This is a genomic window from Allobosea spartocytisi (assembly GCF_014764685.1).
Lineage (GTDB): Bacteria > Pseudomonadota > Alphaproteobacteria > Rhizobiales > Beijerinckiaceae > Allobosea > Allobosea spartocytisi.
The window spans coordinates 505,964-522,876 of the sequence record NZ_JACXWY010000001.1; the positions used below are offsets into that span (position 1 = coordinate 505,964).

General features: G+C 67.0%; 16 protein-coding genes. 7 read left to right on the top strand and 9 right to left on the bottom strand.

What is annotated here, in order from left to right; translation table 11 throughout:
• Positions 1-2: 2 nt before the first annotated feature.
• On the top strand, positions 3-827 hold the full coding sequence (gene thiD, locus IED13_RS02500; RefSeq protein ID WP_191123256.1) for a bifunctional hydroxymethylpyrimidine kinase/phosphomethylpyrimidine kinase: 825 nt from the start codon (positions 3-5) through the stop codon (positions 825-827).
• The gene (scpA, locus tag IED13_RS02505) at positions 824-2,989 is read left to right on the top strand and encodes a methylmalonyl-CoA mutase (protein WP_191123257.1); all 2,166 of its coding nucleotides are present in this window, start codon (positions 824-826) and stop codon (positions 2,987-2,989) included. Before thiD ends, scpA begins: the two co-directional genes overlap by 4 nt.
• A gap of 72 nt (positions 2,990-3,061) precedes the next feature.
• Here scpA and IED13_RS02510 read toward each other — a convergent pair whose 3' ends face one another.
• The 5 genes from IED13_RS02510 to IED13_RS02530 form a co-directional block, all read right to left on the bottom strand.
• Positions 3,062-3,334, bottom strand: coding sequence for a hypothetical protein (locus tag IED13_RS02510; protein WP_112763413.1), 273 nt, complete (start codon positions 3,332-3,334; stop codon positions 3,062-3,064).
• A gap of 241 nt (positions 3,335-3,575) precedes the next feature.
• A complete protein-coding gene (locus IED13_RS02515; protein WP_133561983.1) occupies positions 3,576-4,364 on the bottom strand; it encodes an ABC transporter permease in 789 nt (262 codons plus the stop codon).
• Entirely contained in the window at positions 4,361-5,263 is a 903-nt protein-coding gene (locus tag IED13_RS02520) for an ABC transporter permease (RefSeq protein ID WP_038361374.1), read from the bottom strand. The genes IED13_RS02515 and IED13_RS02520 overlap by 4 nt, the downstream gene beginning before the upstream one ends.
• Complete coding sequence (locus IED13_RS02525) at positions 5,260-6,444, bottom strand: ABC transporter ATP-binding protein (protein WP_191123258.1); 1,185 nt, start codon at positions 6,442-6,444, stop codon at positions 5,260-5,262. Before IED13_RS02525 ends, IED13_RS02520 begins: the two co-directional genes overlap by 4 nt.
• A complete protein-coding gene (locus IED13_RS02530) occupies positions 6,441-7,553 on the bottom strand; it encodes a polyamine ABC transporter substrate-binding protein (protein ID WP_404801876.1) in 1,113 nt (370 codons plus the stop codon). Before IED13_RS02530 ends, IED13_RS02525 begins: the two co-directional genes overlap by 4 nt.
• Positions 7,554-7,748: 195 nt before the next feature.
• Between IED13_RS02530 and IED13_RS02535 the strand changes: the two genes are divergently transcribed.
• A complete protein-coding gene (locus IED13_RS02535) occupies positions 7,749-8,486 on the top strand; it encodes a DUF3750 domain-containing protein (protein WP_191123259.1) in 738 nt (245 codons plus the stop codon).
• Between the two features lie 9 nt (positions 8,487-8,495).
• Here the strand turns inward: IED13_RS02535 and IED13_RS02540 are convergent, their stop codons facing one another.
• Entirely contained in the window at positions 8,496-9,779 is a 1,284-nt protein-coding gene (locus IED13_RS02540; RefSeq protein ID WP_112763409.1) for a cystathionine gamma-synthase family protein, read from the bottom strand.
• 126 nt (positions 9,780-9,905) lie between these two features.
• Here IED13_RS02540 and IED13_RS02545 point away from each other — a divergent pair, with 126 nt between their 5' ends.
• Positions 9,906-10,376: an Lrp/AsnC family transcriptional regulator gene (locus IED13_RS02545; RefSeq protein WP_112763408.1), complete on the top strand. Its 471-nt coding sequence runs from the start codon at positions 9,906-9,908 to the stop codon at positions 10,374-10,376.
• A gap of 7 nt (positions 10,377-10,383) precedes the next feature.
• Here the strand turns inward: IED13_RS02545 and IED13_RS02550 are convergent, their stop codons facing one another.
• The 3 genes from IED13_RS02550 to IED13_RS02560 all read right to left on the bottom strand — a co-directional run bounded on the left by IED13_RS02550 (position 10,384) and on the right by IED13_RS02560 (position 13,643).
• Positions 10,384-11,277, bottom strand: coding sequence for an alpha/beta hydrolase family protein (locus tag IED13_RS02550; protein WP_191123260.1), 894 nt, complete (start codon positions 11,275-11,277; stop codon positions 10,384-10,386).
• Positions 11,278-12,285: an alpha/beta hydrolase gene (locus IED13_RS02555; protein ID WP_038361362.1), complete on the bottom strand. Its 1,008-nt coding sequence runs from the start codon at positions 12,283-12,285 to the stop codon at positions 11,278-11,280.
• A gap of 209 nt (positions 12,286-12,494) precedes the next feature.
• Entirely contained in the window at positions 12,495-13,643 is a 1,149-nt protein-coding gene (locus IED13_RS02560) for an alpha/beta hydrolase (RefSeq protein WP_185747785.1), read from the bottom strand.
• A 130-nt stretch (positions 13,644-13,773) separates the two neighbouring features.
• Between IED13_RS02560 and meaB the strand changes: the two genes are divergently transcribed.
• The 3 genes from meaB (at position 13,774) to IED13_RS02575 (ending at position 16,837) form a co-directional block, all read left to right on the top strand.
• A complete protein-coding gene (gene meaB, locus IED13_RS02565; RefSeq protein WP_113252116.1) occupies positions 13,774-14,760 on the top strand; it encodes a methylmalonyl Co-A mutase-associated GTPase MeaB in 987 nt (328 codons plus the stop codon).
• A 7-nt stretch (positions 14,761-14,767) separates the two neighbouring features.
• Positions 14,768-15,400 (top strand): pyroglutamyl-peptidase I family protein, encoded by a 633-nt coding sequence (locus tag IED13_RS02570; RefSeq protein ID WP_191123261.1) that lies wholly within the window; start codon positions 14,768-14,770, stop codon positions 15,398-15,400.
• Positions 15,401-15,466: 66 nt separating this feature from the next.
• Positions 15,467-16,837, top strand: a complete 1,371-nt coding sequence (locus IED13_RS02575; protein ID WP_191123262.1) for a TIGR03808 family TAT-translocated repetitive protein — start codon at positions 15,467-15,469, stop codon at positions 16,835-16,837.
• The last annotated feature ends 76 nt before the right edge of the window (positions 16,838-16,913 follow it).

The window sequence follows — 16,913 nt, forward strand, 5'->3', positions numbered from 1 at the left end:
CCTTGACCGCCATCGCTCTCACCATCGCCGGCTCGGATTCGAGCGGCGGCGCCGGAATCCAGGCGGACCTCAAGACCTTCGCGGCGCATCAGGTCTACGGAGCCAGCGTCATCGTCGCGCTGACGGCGCAGAACACCAAGGGCGTCAGCGCGATCCATGCCGTGCCGCGCGACTTCGTCGCCAAGCAGATGGATGCCGTGTTCGAGGATCTCGATGTCGGCGCCGTCAAGATCGGCATGCTGGCGACCGCCGAGCTGATCGAGACGGTGGCTGCCGGCCTGAAAAAGCACGGTGCGAAAAACATCGTGCTCGACCCGGTGATGGTCGCCGCCTCCGGCGCGCGCCTGCTCGAGGAAGCCGCGGTCGAGGCGATCCGCAAGCACCTCTTTCCGCTCGCGACCCTGATCACGCCGAACCTGCCGGAGGCCGCGGCCCTGCTCGGTTCCAGCATCGCCGAGACGGACGAGGCCGTCGACGAACAGGCGGAGAAGCTCGCCGCCCTGGGCGCGGCCAATGTCCTGGTCAAGGGCGGCCACGGGCATGGCGATGTCAGCAGCGATCTGCTCCTGCTCGCCGGCGGCATGCGCCAGCGCTTCAACGCGCCGCGGATCGACACCCGCAACACCCATGGCACGGGTTGCACGCTGTCCTCGGCGATCGCCGCCAACCTCGCCAGGGGCCTGCCGCTGCCGGAGGCGGTCGATCATGCGAAGACCTACATCTCGGCCGCCATCGCCGCCGCCGATCAGGTCGCGGTTGGCCATGGCCACGGACCGGTGCATCATTTCCACCGTTGGTGGGACAAGACGGACGGGAGCAAGCCATGACCGCGATCCCGGATTTCACGAAGATCGCCTTCGCAGGCGGCAAGGCGTCCGCACCGCCTTCATTGCCCGCAGGCGAGCCGTGGCTGACGCCGGAAGACATCCCGGTGAAGCCGGTCTACGGACCCAGGGATCGCGACGGCCTGCCCTTCGTCGAGACGATGCCGGGCATCGCGCCCTATCTGCGCGGCCCCTACCCGACCATGTATGTCAACCAACCCTGGACGATCCGGCAATATGCCGGCTTCTCCACGGCCGAGGATTCCAATGCCTTCTACCGCCGCAACCTCGCGGCCGGGCAGAAGGGCCTCTCCGTCGCCTTCGACCTTGCGACCCATCGCGGCTATGACAGCGATCACCCGCGCGTCGCCGGCGATGTCGGCATGGCCGGCGTCGCGATCGATTCGATCTACGACATGCGCACGCTCTTCTCCGGCATCCCACTCGACCAGATGAGCGTGTCGATGACGATGAACGGGGCCGTGCTCCCGGTGCTGGCGCTCTATATCGTCGCGGCCGAGGAGCAGGGCGTGCCGCAGGCCAAGCTCTCGGGGACCATCCAGAACGACATCCTCAAGGAGTTCATGGTCCGCAACACCTATATCTACCCGCCCTCGCCCTCGATGCGGATCATCGGCGACATCTTCGCCTTCACCTCGGCCCATATGCCGAAATTCAACTCGATCTCGATCTCCGGCTACCACATGCAAGAGGCCGGAGCGACGCAGGACCTCGAACTCGGCTACACGCTGGCCGATGGCGTCGAATATATCCGCGCCGGGCAGCAGGCGGGGCTCGGCGTCGATGTGTTCGCGCCGCGGCTATCCTTCTTCTGGGCGATCGGCATGAACTTCTTCATGGAAGTCGCCAAGATGCGCGCGGCCCGCTTGATCTGGGCGAAGCTCGTCAAGGATTTCGGGGCCCAGAACGAGAAATCCCTGCCGTTGCGCACCCATAGCCAGACCTCCGGCTGGTCGCTGACGGCGCAGGACGTGTTCAACAACGTGCCGCGCACGATGATCGAGGCGATGGCGGCGACGCAGGGCCATACCCAGTCGCTCCACACCAACGCGCTCGACGAGGCGCTGGCGCTGCCGACCGACTTCTCGGCCCGCATCGCCCGCAACACCCAGATCCTGCTGCAGCAGGAAAGCGGCACGACCCGGATCATCGATCCCTGGGGCGGCTCCTATTATGTCGAGCGGCTTACCGCCGAGCTCGCCGAGAAGGCCTGGGGCCATATCCAGGAGGTCGAAAAGCTTGGTGGCATGGCCAAGGCGATCGAGGCCGGCATCCCGAAGCTGCGGATCGAAGAGGCCGCCGCCAAGACGCAGGCCCGCATCGATGGCGGCCAGCAGGCGATCATCGGCGTCAACCGCTTCAAGCCTGACAACGAGGCTTCGATCGATGTGCTCAAGGTCGACAACGCCTCGGTGCGCGCCCAGCAGCTCGATAAGCTGAAACGCCTCAAGGCCGAGCGCAACGAGACCGAGGTGCAGGCCGCACTGACGGCGCTGACCAACGGCGCGGCCGGCAACGGCAATCTGCTCGATCTCGCCGTCAAGGCCGCTCGCGCCAAAGCGACGGTCGGCGAGATCTCGATGGCGATGGAGAAGGTCTTCGGGCGCCACCGGGCCGAGATCAAGGCGATCTCGGGCGTCTACAAGCGGGAGGTCGGCACGATGAACCCAGCCGTCACGCGCGTCCAATTGATGTGCCAGGATTTCGAGGAGGCGGATGGGCGCCGCCCGCGCATCCTCGTCGCCAAGATGGGGCAGGACGGGCATGACCGCGGCCAGAAGGTGATCGCCTCGGCCTTCGCCGATCTCGGCTTCGACGTCGATATCGGTCCGCTCTTCGCGACGCCCGACGAGGCGGCGCGGCAGGCCGTCGAGAACGACGTCCACATCGTCGGCGTCTCCTCGCTGGCGGCGGGACATCTCACGCTGGTGCCGGAACTCAAGGCCGCGCTCACCGAGGCCGGGCGGCCCGACATCATGATCGTCGTTGGCGGCGTCATCCCGCCGCAGGATTTCGACGCACTGATCGAAGCCGGCGCGTCGGCGATCTTCCCGCCCGGCACGGTCATCGCAGATGCGGCGGAAAAGCTGCTGCAGGAGCTGAACCAGCGCCTCGGCTATGCGCAGCGGACGGCGGCCGAGTAAAGTCTCGAAAAGAAAGGCGGACGCTGCCCGAAGGCCGCGCCCGCCCCATGCTTACGACCAGCGGGGCGACACTTACCGCCAGCCGTAACCATAGCCCTCGCGCGGCGGCATCGGCCGCCCGCCATAACCGTCGAAATAGCGATGCCAGCGGCGCTGACCCCAGAAGCCGTACATGGCGGGCGGCGCCGGGCGCCAACCATAGCCATAGGCGGGGCGCTCATAGGCGGGCTCGTAGCGGCCGCCAAAGGCCTGGGCATTGCCCGTTCCGGCAAAGGTCGAGACTGTCAGTGCGATGCCGCCCAGTGCGAAGGCGGCGAAACCGATCCGGGCGCGATTGCCAAACATGGTCCTTGTCCTGTCTCAAGGCCGGGAAGATCCCTGCCTTGGAACGGACCATCGCAGATCCTGCCTGAACGGGTTTTGAGGGCGCCGTTCAGCCCGCGTTTATCCAAGCACCCAACGCCGTCATCCCGGGCTTGACCCGGGATCCATCGTAGCGCGCCGGAGCCATATGATGGATTCCGGATCTGCGCTGCTTCGCAGCTTGTCCGGAATGACGGCGCGTTCGGGTGGATCGAAGCGCAGCCTAACCGCCGGACAACTGCTCGCGCTTGAGCAGGAGCGAAGCGGCGATCACGACGACCGCCACGGCGGCGATCATGATGGTGCAGGCGGCGTTGATCTCGGGCGAGACGCCGAGCTTGACCGCCGAATAGAGCCGCATCGGCAAGGTGGTCGCGCCGGGGCCGGTGGTGAAGCTCGCGACGACGAGATCGTCGAGCGAGAGCGTGAAAGCGAGCATCCAGGCCGCCGCCACCGCCGGCCAGATCAGCGGCAGCGTCACCGTCCAGAAGGTGACGAAGGGTGTCGCGCCCAGATCCTGCGCTGCCTCTTCCAGCGAGCGATCGAAGCCCGCCAGCCGCGATTGCACGACGATGCAGGCGAAGCCGAGGCTGAAGGTCGCGTGCGCGACGGTCACGGTCCAGAAGCCGCGCTCGACATCAACGGCGACGAAGAGCAGCAGCAGCGAAAGCCCCGTCACCACCTCCGGCATGACGAGAGGCGCCAGCACCATCCCGGAAAACAGCGTGCGGCCGAAGAAGCGGCCATGCCGGGCGAGCGCCAGCGCAGCGAGCGTACCGAGCGCGGTTGCCAATGTCGCCGAGACGACACCGAGCCGGATCGAGAGCCAGGCGGCATCGAGCAGCGGCTCGTTCGCCATGAGCGCGCCGTACCAGTGCGTAGAGAAACCACCCCAGACCGTGACGAGGCGCGAGGCGTTGAAGGAATAGGCGATCAGCGTGACGATCGGCAGATAGAGGAAGGCGAAGCCGAGGATCAGCGCCAGGATGAGGCCGGGGCCGAGGCGCTTCATGCCGCCAGCTCCCGCTTCAACCGGGCGCGCTGGAGCAGGACCAACGGGAGGACCAGCACGATCAGCAGCACGACGGCGACCGCCGACGCCAGTGGCCAGTCGCGGTTCGAGAAGAACTCGTTCCACAAGACCTTGCCGATCATCACCGTATCGGGGCCGCCGAGCAGATCGGGGATAACGAACTCGCCGACGGCAGGGATGAAGACCAGTGCCGATCCAGCGAGGATACCGGGCAGCGACAGCGGCAGCGTCACGGTGAAGAAGGCGGTGATCGGTGTCGCGCCAAGATCGGACGCAGCTTCGAGCAGGCTGCGGTCGAGCTTTTCCAGCGTGGCGAAAAGCGGCAGCACCATGAAGGGCAGATAGGAGTAGACCATGCCGAGCAGCACGGCCGTCTCGGTATTGAGCAGCCGTAGCGGCTCGCCCTCGAAGCCGAGGAAAGCGAGCGCGGCGTCGAGCAACCCGTCCGGCCTCAGGATGCCGATCCAGGCGTAGACGCGGATCAGGAAGGAGGTCCAGAACGGCAGGATGACGAAGACAAGCAGAAGGCCGCGCCAGCGCGCCGGCGCGGTCGCCATGGCGTAGGCGAGCGGATAGCCGATGGCGAGGGCGAAGATCGTGGTCAGCGCCGCGATGCGCAGGGAATAGAGGTAGCTCTGCCAGTAGAGCGGATCATCGCCGAGCAGGCTGAAATTCGTCAGGTCGAGCTGGGACAGGAAGTCGCCAAGCTGGGCGAACCCCTCCCAATGCGGCGCATAGGGCGGGAGCGCGGTCGCAGCCTGCGAGAAGGCCATGCGCAGCACGATGGCGAAGGGAGCCAAGAAGAACAGCGCCAGCCAGAGATAGGGCACGGCCACCACAAGACGGCGCAGCCGCTGCAGCGAAGCGACCGCGCTCATGGCGGCAGCACCACGCCGGCCTCGACATCCCAGGACAGCCAAACCTTGTCGTCCCAGGCGAAAGGCCGGGCCACCCGCCGTGTCCGGTTGGCCAGCGCGACCTTGACCAACTGACCGCCCTCCCCGCCGATCATCACCTGGACCATGGTGAAATCGCCGAGATAACCGATGTCCCAGATCTCGCCCGCGACCTTGTTGACGACTTGGCCCGGCTCGTCATGGGCGATCTCGATCTTCTCGGGCCGGATGCCGATCAGCAGGGCGTCGCCCGCCTTCAGCGCCGGCGCCTCCTCGTCGAGCTCGACGGTGCCGACGCGCGGCACCTCTGCCTTCACCAACTCGCCATCGATCGCTTCGACCCGCCCCTCGAAGATGTTGATGTCGCCGACGAACTCCGCGACATGGCGGTTGGCCGGCGCCTCGTAGATCACGTCGGGAGGCCCGATCTGGACGAGCTTGCCATGGTCCATCACCGCCATGCGGTCGGCCATGGTCATCGCCTCGTCCTGGTCGTGGGTGACGACCATGAAGGTGAGGCCGAGCTCGCTCTGCAGATCCATCAATTCGAACTGGGTCTGCTCGCGCAATTTGCGGTCGAGCGCCGCCATCGGCTCGTCGAGCAGGAGCAACTTCGGCCGCTTGGCGAGCGAGCGGGCGAGCGCGACGCGCTGGCGCTGGCCGCCGGAGAGCTGGTGCGGCTTGCGCTGCCCAAGGCCGGAGAGCTTGACCAGCGCCAGCATCTCCTCGACGCGTCTGGCGATCTCGGCGCGGGCCAGGCCCTCGCGCTTCAGGCCGTAGGCGATGTTGCCGGCCACGGTCAGATGCGGGAACAGCGCATAGGACTGGAACATCATGTTGACCGGCCGCAGATGCGGCGGCACGGCGGTGATATCCTGTCCGTCGAGCAGGATCCTGCCCTCATCCGGCGTCTCAAAACCGGCGAGCATCCGCATCAGCGTGGTCTTGCCGCAGCCCGAGGGGCCAAGCAGCGCGAAGAATTCGCGCTGGTAGAGCGCGAGCGTGAGATCGCCCACGGCCGTGACGTCACCGAAGCGCTTGGTCACGCCCCGGAACTCGACCAGCGGCTTCGCCGCCGGGTCGTTCCAGGGTTGGAAGGCCCGGCGCACGCTGCCGGGCGAGGTCTTCTTGACGGTGACCGCGCTCCGTCCGAACGCGCTCACTTGCCGGTCTTCACGCGCGTCCAGAGCCGGTTCACCAGCCGCTGCGACTTCTGGTCATAAGGCGTGATCGTGTAGAGCCGCCCCATCACCTCGTCCGGCGGGTAGACACCGGGGTTATCGCGCAAGGCCGCCGACAGGAACGGCTTCGAGGCGATATTGCCGTTGGCGTACTGGATAAAGTCCGAGTTCTTCGCCGCCATCTCCGGCTTGTTGACGAAGTCGATGAACTTCAGCGCCGCGTCGACGTTGCCGGCGTCCTTCGGGATCACGAAGGAATCGAACCACATCAGCGCGCCCTCCTTCGGGATGGAATAGCCGATCTGGACGCCGTTCTTGGCCTCCCCGGCCCGTTTCTTGGCCTGGAGGATGTCGCCGGAATAGCCGACCGCGAGGCAGATATCCCCGTTGGCCAGCGCGTTGATGTATTCGGAGGAGTGGAATTTCTGGATATAGGGCCGGATCTTGCGCAGCAATTCGCCGGCCTTGTTGAGATCGGCCTCGTTCTTCGAATCCGGGTTCAGCCCGAGATAGCGCAAGGCGGCCGGGAACAGCTCCTCTGTTGCGTCGAGGACATGGACGCCGCAATTGGAGAGCTTCTTGAGCTGTTCAGGCTCGAAGACGATCTTCCAGCTATCGATCACCGCGTCGGGGCCGAGCCGTTCCTTGATCTTGGCGGTGTTGTAGCCGATCCCCGTGGTGCCCCACATGTAGTTCACGGCGTAGGTGTTGCCGGGATCGTATTTCCCGAGCCGCGCCTGGATCTCCGGCCAGAGATTCTTGAGATTCGGAATCTTGGCCTTGTCGATCGGCTGGTAGAGGCCGAGCGGGATATGGCGCGGCAGGAAGGAAGCCGTGACGACGATCAGGTCGTAGCCGGTCTTGCCGGCAAGAAGCTTGGTCTCGACCGTCTCCATCTGGTCGAAGGTGTCGTAGACGACGGTGATCCCGGTTTCCTTCTTGAAGGCGTCGAGCACCTCGGGATCGACATAGTCGGACCAGTTGAAGATCCGGAGCTGCTTGTCCTGCGCGGCCACTGGCGTGGCCAGAAGTCCCAGTCCGATCGCGCAGGCCGCGACAGCCTTGCTCAGCCGCTTCGTCGTCTCACCCAATCTGCCCCTCCATCAAGCTCAGGCGCGCGCACGCTACCAGCTTTCCCCCCGGCATCAACCGCCACCAAACGCGGCCGGCGGTCCGCGCACAGCAGAGCGTTTCCGAAAGCCCCTCCAGCATGTTCCGGCCGGCTGACGCAAGCGTGATCCGCCGTCTTCTTGCCGGTTCGCCTCGTCCTGCACATACCGTGCCGGATGCGCCTCTTCCGCCGCTTCCTGCTGTTCTTCGTTCTTGCCTTTCTGCTGCCGCTCGCGACCCATGCCGGCTGGTGGATCTGGCAGACGCATGCGCCCGACTGGCGCCGCGCCGACTGGTCAAGCGCGAAGCTCCTGCCGGCCGCGTCGGTCGACCCCGAGGCGACCGTGCACATCTTCGCCGCCCGCGTCGGCCGCTGGCGCGGCATCTTCGCGCATCACTCCTGGATCGTGGTGAAGGAGGCCAACGCCTCCGCCTATACGCGCTTCGACGTCGTCGGCTGGGGCGCGCCGGTGCGCGTCAACCATCGCGAGGCGGATGGGCGCTGGTTCGGCAACGAGCCGGAGTCTGTCGCGGAAATCCGAGGAGCAGCGGCCGAGCGGCTGATTCCGCGCATCCGAGCTGCCGTGCAGTCCTATGCCTATGCCGAACCGGGCAGCTATCTCGCATGGCCGGGCCCGAACTCGAACAGCTTCGTCCAGCATGTGCTGACGGAGGTACCGGAACTGCGCGAAGCCTTGCCGCCGACGGCCATCGGGAAGGACTGGCGCGAGACCGGCCTCTTCGCCGGGCTCACGCCGAGCCGCACCGGGCTGCAAGCCTCGCTCTACGGGCTGGCCGGAATCACGGTCGGCTGGGTCGAAGGCGTCGAGGTCAACATCCTCGGCCTCGTCGCGGGATTCGACCTGCGCAGCCCGGCGCTGAAGCTGCCGGGCTGGGGACGGGTCGGGATATGAGAGAACGCCTCAAACCGCCTCGAAGGCCTGCGCGAGATCCGAGATCAGATCCTCGATGTTCTCGATGCCGACCGAAATGCGGATCAGCGCGTCGGTGAGGCCGATCTCCTCGCGCAGCTCCCGCGCCACGCCGGAATGCGTCATCGCGGCGGGATGCGAGACCAGCGTCTCGGTACCGCCGAGGCTGACCGCGAGCTTCATGATCTGCAGATTGTCGAGCAGAGCGAAAGCCTCCTTTTCGCCGCCCTTGACGTCGAAGGCGAAGGTCGAGCCAGCCGCCGTGCATTGCCGGTCGAAGACGGCCTTGCGCGGATCACCATCCTTGAGGTTGCCGAGATAGTGGACCCTGGCGACCTTCGGATGGCTCTCCAGATACTCCGCCACCAGCTTGGCGTTCTCGTTGGCGCGGCTCATGCGGATGTCGAGCGTCTCCAGCGAGCGCATCAGCATCCAGCAGGAATTCGGATCGGCTTGCGTACCCAGCGAGCCGCGCCAGGCCTTCACCTGCCGCACCAGCGCCTCGGAGCCGCTGATCGAGCCGCCGACAAGGTCGGAATGGCCGCCGACATATTTGGTCAGCGAGAGCAGCGAGAGGTCGGCGCCCTGCTTCAGCGGCTTCTGGTATTTCGGGCCGAGCATGGTGTTGTCGACGACGACCGGCGGGCGGTGGCCCTGCGACCTCTCCAGTTCGTCCGCGATCATCTTGCAGGCGGCGAGATCGACAAGGCCATTGGTCGGGTTGGCCGGGGTCTCGACCAGGATCATCGCGACACGGCCCTTGGCGGCCGCAGCCCGCGCGACATCACGCATCTGCTCGATGTCGAGCCCGTCGGTGAAGCCGAAGGGGGTCACGCCGAAGGCGCCCATCTGGTTCTTCAGCAGGGTCTCGGTGCCGCCATAGAGCGGGCGGGAATGCAGGATCGTGTCGCCCGGGCGCAGGAAGGCGAAGCAGGTGGTCGCGATCGCGGCCATGCCCGAGGCGAAGACGGCGCATTTCTCGGCCTCGTCCCAGATCGCCAGACGATCCTCGAGGATTTCCATATTGGGATGGTTGAAGCGCGAATAGACCAAGCCGGGCTTCTCGCCGGGCTTCGGCTGGCGCCGGCCTGAGGTGAAGTCGAAGAAATCCTTGCCCTGCTGGGCGTTCTCGAAAACGAAGGTCGAGGTCAGGAAGACCGGCGGCTTCAGCGATCCCTCCGACATGGCCGGCGAATAGCCGAAGCCCATCATCAGCGTCTCGGGATGGAGCTTGCGGTTGGCGATCCGGTCCTTGTGGTAGTTGTCTGCGCTCATGGCTTTCTCCCTCGGCTCCGGCCTGGCCGCTTTGCGACCAGAATAATCCCGCATCGACGCGATTGCTTGGCTGGTCACACTCGCGCTAACGCTCTTCCTGCATGTTTCTGCTCAACACGAGCCAGGATGGAGCATATGATGCTCGATACGATCGACCGCCGCATTCTCGCCCTGCTCCGGGAGGACGGGCGGATCACCAATCAGGAGCTCTCGCAGAAGGTCGGGCTGTCGCCGACCCCCTGCCTGCGCCGCCTCAAGCGGCTGGAGGAGACAGGCGTCATCCAGGGCTATGCCGCGATCGTCGATCCGAAGGCCTATGGGCTGCCCTTCAGCGTCTTCGTCTCGGTCCGGTTGCTCCAGCAGAATCAGGAGCATATCGCCGAGTTCGAGAAGGCGATCGAAAGCTGGAGCGAAGTGGCGGAGTGCTACCTCATGACCGGCTCGCAGGATTATCTGCTGCGCGTCGTCACCGATGGCATCGAGGGCTATGAGCGCTTCCTGAAGCAGAAGGTGACGCGGCTGAAATGCATCCAGTCGGTCGAATCCAACTTCGCGCTGGCGACGATCAAGAAGCGCTCCGGCCTGCCGCCGATCTGAATGATCCTCAGGGGCCGAGCAGTTCTGGCGCGGCCGCCCGGGCCATGCGGTCCTGCTGATGGGCCACGCCCGGCACGGTGATCTCGCGCCATTGCGAGGTGACGCCGAGGCGAGCGGCGACAGCACGGATATCGGCCATGAAATGCTGACCGCGTGCGAACCGGGTTGCTCCCTGCTCCTCGGCTCCGACCGACCTGTTGAGCTCCCGGTGTTCCGGATTCGTGTCGCGGGCGCCCAGCATGACCGTGACCTGCTTGCCGAGCGCGGCTCGCAAGGTGGCGCCGGTCGCAGGCGTTCCGCCCAGCGAATAGGGATAGGCGAAGCCCCCGGCCGCAGCAGCATCGAGAGGACGGGTGTAATAGCCGGCATTCGCCACGACGGCCCGCGAGAAGCGGGCCTCGGGCATGAGCAGCGCCATCCGGTGCACGAACTGGCCGCCGGCCGAATGCCCGAAGAGCCTGTAGCTCGTGCCTGACGCGCGACCGGCAGCGCGCGCCGCATCGAACAGTCTTTCGACGACGCCGAAGGTCCATTTCGACCGGTCCGGCTGTCCGCGCACGGCGCCCTGCTGGAAAAGCCGGCCGGGAAAACGGGTCTTGTCGAAGCGCGGCGCGGCGATGAGGACGCCATAGCGGTCGGCGGCCTCGATCCAATAATTGCGCGAATTCGCCGCGTTTCGGCCGGCGCCGTGGATCACGATCACCAGCGGGCAGGATTTGGCCGCGCATGCCGCCGGCGTATAGGTCTCGACGTCGATGGCCTTCCAGACGGGATCGTCGAGCGTCCATTCTCCGCGTCCCACATCGGCGAAGAGCCCCGGCGTCGCCGCCATCGCCGCCGCTGGTCCGAGCCAAACGGCGAACGCGAGCAGAACCGCGCCGAGGCCTCTGGAAACCCGCATTCAGCTCTCGCCGCGATCCATGGCGCGGCGGACGACCTGCGTAACCTCGCTATCCGAGAGGAAGAGGTCGTGCCTGAGCAGGCTCCAGCCGCGCCCGGCCGTGTCGGCGACGCGGACGCCCAGAGCATCGAGGCGCTCCCGGTCGGCCGCGCCCGCGCGTGCCACGCCGCCAGCGATGCGGGCGGAAACCGCGAGCGCCCGGTCGCCGGGATCGATGATGACGGTCATGCGCTTCGCCAGCGGCGCGATCCGCTTCACCGTCTGCTCGAAGGCGTCGATATCGACATCGGGCGAGGCGAGCACCACCGAGCCGATCCGCGCGTAGACATCGGGCGAATCGCGCAGCTCGCGCAGGCCTTCCAGCGTCAGGAATGTGCCCATGGAATGGGCCACGATGTGAATGCGCCCGATCGTGGGGTTTGCGACCAGCGCCTGCAAGGTCTCTACGAAGCCGTCGCGCGACCAGAGCGCGCTTTCGCGATCATAGGCATAGTCGAGCAGCTTGCCGCCCGAAGGCCAGGTGAAGAGCGCCGTGCGCCCCTGGAACTTGAGCGAATGCGAAAGCTGCCCGGCGCTGCGGGCGGCGGACTCGAAGGTCTCGTTGTAGCCATGGACATAGAGCAGCACATCGCCGCCATTCGCCGCGTTCGAGAACACGCGCGCGGCATCGGTCGTGGTCTCGCGCTCGATCCCGAGGACCGCCCAGTCGCCGCTCACCGCCGAGGAAACGCGCCCGGCGATGCCGCGCCCCGGCGGCGAGAGCCTCGCCACCGCAAAGGTCAGCGGCCCGCGATCCGACCCGAAATAGGGCGCCACGTTGCCGACAGACCGGCGCGTCGTCATCACCAGCAGGGCCGGATCCTTGCCGAGCGCCGACAAATCCGCCCGCTCCGGCACGGAGAAGGGCGAGACGGTCGCCTCACTTTGCGCGCAGGCCGTGAGCCCGAGCGGAAGGAGCGAGGCGAAGGCCAGAGAGAAGCGTGAAAAGTCGCGCCTTGTGACAGGCATGGGAGCGGATATCCGGGACAATCGAGAGGGGCCGATCTGGATGATCCGGTCTTAAGGACAGGCTAACGCGGCCAGAATGGGGCGAAACGCCGGGCAAACCCGAAATGCCGGCAGCCCGTGCCTCCACGGTCACATCCGCCCGTCATCGCCTCGTTGCCGGCGCTCCTCGCAAGGAGGGCTCGTGGCCCTCGGGCCCAGCCGACGAGGCGTCAGCGGCCGCCGGAGATGATCGTGACGGGCGCCGTCACCACCAGCCCGACGGTCGAGCCGACCGTGCCGACCACCCCGCCGGCGATGTCGCCCAGACGGTCGCCCAGTTGCGGGCCGGCGAAGCCGATGCCCTTGTCCTGTCGCAACCTTTCGCCGATGAGCTGCACGACCTTCGGCGAGGAAGCGAACTTGGCGTGGTTCAGGCTGTCGCCCGAAGACACCTCCGAGAGGTCGATGATATGTACGCCGAGCTTCTCCAGCTCGGCGATCGTCGGCGCATCCTTGGTGGAGACAGCGCCCAGCCGGGTCTTGTCGCCGGCGAAGCGGCGGGAAAAATCGAGCGCCCGGTCATCGGCGGAGACGAAGACCGTCACCGGCCGCCGGATCACATTCATCAGGGTCTTGAATACGTCGAGATCGACATCGGGCGCGGCGAGCATCACGTCGCGCAGCTTGCCGCCGAAGGCGCCGTCGCCGCGTATCGCCGCCTGGCGCAAGGTTTCGAGCGTCAGGATCGTGCCCATCGAATGGGCGAGGATGTCCATCCGCCCCGGGCCGATGTCCCGGGTGATGCCGCGTAGGTTCGCTTCGAGGAAGTCGCGCGAGTAATAGGCGCTTTCGCGGTCGTAGGGGTAGGCGAGGAGCTGGCCGCGCGAGGGCCAGGAGAACAGCACCGGCACGCCCTTGAAGCCGGAGTCGTAGACGATCTGAGCGAAACGATAGACGGCGTCGGCGAAATTGGTGTTGTAGCCATGGACGAAGACCAGCACGTCGCGCTGGCCGGCCGGGCGGCGCATGATCTCCCGGCGGACGTCGGCGACGACCGGCGCGAGATCGAGGCGCTCGATATTGGTCGCGGTGAAATGCTTGGCCGGATCGCCCGGGCCGGAATCGGGGAGTTCGAGCTCGCCCGGCTTGTGGCTGCGCGGCACGGTGATCTCGAGCTTCGCGAAGGCCAGCTTCGGGGCGCGCTCGCCGTCGAAATAGACCGGCGCCGCCGAGGCTTCACGGGTGGTGGCGACGTAGATCTCGACCTTTCCGGCGATGTCCTGCCGAGGCGCCTGGCTCAGTTCCAGCACGCGCGGCGTGCCGCAGGCAGCCAGCATCAACGGCGCGAGCAACGCCAGAATCAAGACAGGAAGCCGCATCGCCACGCCGATCATCGCCTTGTCGTGTCACCGAACCGGCGAATGTTCAAGATGCGCATGTGACAGGGTCACGACGCGCGATGCGGCAAGGCGCCTTGCCGCCGGCTCCGCCGGCTTGCTAACTGGCGCGATGGTCGACCTCGCCTCCCGCCTCGAAACGCTGGCCGACGCCATTCTGGCCGGCGAGCGCGCCGCACTGGCGCGCGCGATCACGCTCACCGAATCGCGGCGAGCCGACCATCGCGAGCAGGCCCGGGCGCTGATCCAGCGGCTGCTGCCCCAAACGGGCCGGGCCATCCGGGTCGGGATCACCGGTGTGCCCGGCGTCGGCAAGTCGACCGCCATCGATGCGCTCGGCAGCCATCTGACGGAGAAAGGCCACAAGGTCGCGGTGCTCGCGGTCGACCCCTCCTCGACCCGCACCGGCGGCTCGATCCTCGGCGATAAGACGCGGATGGCGCGGCTTTCCGTCGATCCGAACGCCTATATCCGCCCCTCCCCCTCCTCCGGCACGCTCGGCGGCGTCGCCGCCAAGACGCGCGAGACGATGCTGCTCTGCGAGGCGGCGGGCTTCGACGTCATCCTGGTCGAGACGGTCGGCGTCGGTCAGTCGGAGACGACTGTCGCCGACCTCACCGATTTCTTCCTCGTGCTGATGCTGCCCAACGCGGGCGATGAATTGCAAGGCATCAAGAAAGGCATCGTCGAGCTCGCCGACATGATCGCGGTCAACAAGGCCGATGGCGCCGGCGCGACGGCCGCGCGGGCGGCTGCGGCGCAGTACAAGGCGGCGCTGCATATTCTCGCGCCGGCCTCGCCGCTCTGGTCGACTCCGGTCGTCACCATCTCCGGCCTGACCGGGGAAGGGCTCGATGCGCTCTGGAGCAAGATCGAGGACCATCATCACCGCTTCGAGGCAAAGGGGCTGATCACCGAGAGGCGCCGGCGGCAGGATGTGAAATGGATGTGGGCGATGGTGCAGGACCGGCTGCAAGCCAGGCTCCGGCACGATCCGGCGCTGAAAGCGCGTACGCCGGCACTCGAAGCGGCGGTCGCGGCGGGCGAGCTGGCGCCGACGCTCGCGGCCGACGAGATCGCCCAGGCATTGGGATTGTGAGGGCGACATGCAGCGCATCGACCTGCTGGTCGCCGGGTTCGGCCCGTTTCCGGGCGTCCGGGTCAATCCGACGACGCGACTTGCAGGCGCCATCGCCGCGCGGCTGCGGCATTCGGGCCTGCGCGTGCGCAGCCTCGTGCTCGAGACCAGCTATGCCGCCGGCCTGCCGGCACTTGCGCAGGAGATCGAGACGACCAGGCCAAGAGCGCTGCTGATGCTCGGCCTCGCCGCCCGCGCCCGCCATGTCCGGATCGAGCTTTTCGCACGCGGCCGCTCCAGCTCGCTCCATCCCGACGTCACCGGGCGCGCCGCCACCGGTGCCGCGACGGGCGGCTGCCCTGCCTTGCCCACGCGAACCACCGGGCGTCCGCAGGGCGCGCTCGCCCATCTGCGCCGGCATGCGATCGCCAGCCGGCCCTCGCCCTCGGCCGGGCGCTATCTCTGCGATGCCAGCTATGCCACGGCGTTGCGCCACGCCGCGATGGCGGGACGGCCCGTCTTGTTCGTGCATATACCCTGGCTACGCCCGGCGGCCGGCACCCGCCCGACCAAGCGCGTCGCGGGCTTTCGACCGCGGACGGAGCGATTGACCGCTGCGCTGGCGGCGATCGGACGGAATCTCGCGATCACAGGTCGCTGACGGTCCCGAAACGGCACAGCGGCGCTGGCACGGAGCTTGATCGAGGGAAGCGGCACAGGAGATGTCATGACCCTTTCCCGGCGCTGCCTCTTGGCTGGCGGCCTTCTCAGTCCCATCGCGGCGCATCTGCCCGCGCAGGCGCAGCAGCGCGGTGCCGCGCCGTCGCCGCTCGGCCAGCTCGGCCTCGATGCCACGCAATTCGGTCTGCGTCCGGGCGCCACCGACGACCAATCGCAGCGCCTTCAGGCCGCGCTTGGCGAAGCGGCCCGCCGTTCCGCCCCGCTGCTGCTGCCGCCCGGCCGCTATCGCGTCAGCCGGGTCGCCTTGCCCGAGGGCACGCGCCTGATCGGCGTATCGGAGGCGACAAGGCTGGTGACCGCCGATGGCGGGCCTGTTCTGACGGCAAGCAACATCTCCCGCGCAAGCCTTTCCGGCCTCGTGCTCGACGGGCTCGACATCCCCTCGCCGCAACGCTCCGCCCTGCTCGCGGCGGATGCCGTCGGCGAGATCGCGATCGCCGAACTCGCCTTCGCCAATGCCGGCTCCGTCGGCTTGACGCTGAACCGCTGCGGCGGGCGCATCACAGCGAGCAGCTTCCGCAAGATGCGCGACGCCGCGCTGTTCTCGCTGGATTCGCGCGGGCTGACGATCGAGGGCAATGCCGTCGCCGATTGCGGCAATAACGGCATCCAGATCTGGCGCAGCGAGGCCGGGGACGACCGCTCGATCCTGCGCGGCAACCGCGTCGAGCGCATCCGGGCCGATGCCGGCGGCGACGGGCAGAACGGCAACGGCATCAGCCTCTATCGTGCGGGCGGCGTCATCATCGAAGGCAACCAGCTCCGCGATTGCGCCATGACCTTCATCCGCAACAATTCCGGTTCGGGCGTGCAGATCCTCGGCAATCAGGGGCGGCGCTGCGGGGAGGCCGGGCTCTATTCCGAATTCGCCTTCGAGGGCGCGATCATGGCGAACAACCTGATCGAGGATTGCGCGCAGGGCGCCAACATCACCAATCTCGACCATGGCGGGCGGCTCGCCGTCTTCGCCAACAACATCGTCCGCAACGCCCGGAAGGCGGTCGCACCGAACGGCAAGGGGCCCGTCGGCGGCATCGGCGTCCATGTCGAGGCGGAAGCCGCCGTCACCGGCAACGTCATCGAGAACGCCAGCGAGACCGGCATCTCGCTGGGCTGGTCCTGGGGCATGCGCAATCTCGCCGCCACCGGCAACATCATCCGCAAGACCGGTATCGGCATCTCGATCTCGCTGGTGCCGAAGGAGCGCAATGCGCTGATCGCCAACAACCTCATCGCCGAGGCGCGGAACGGCGCCGTGATCGGCAGCGAATACGGCAAGCCGGTCACCGGCGACCTGACGAAAGCTCCCGATGCGCGGGCGGCCGGCATCAGGGTCGAGAACAACGCGGTCAGTTAGGATCGCCGCCTTTTCGAAGGAACCCGGTTATCCCGGGTCTTCGCTTCGCTCCGCCCGGGACGACCCGCGCTTCCGT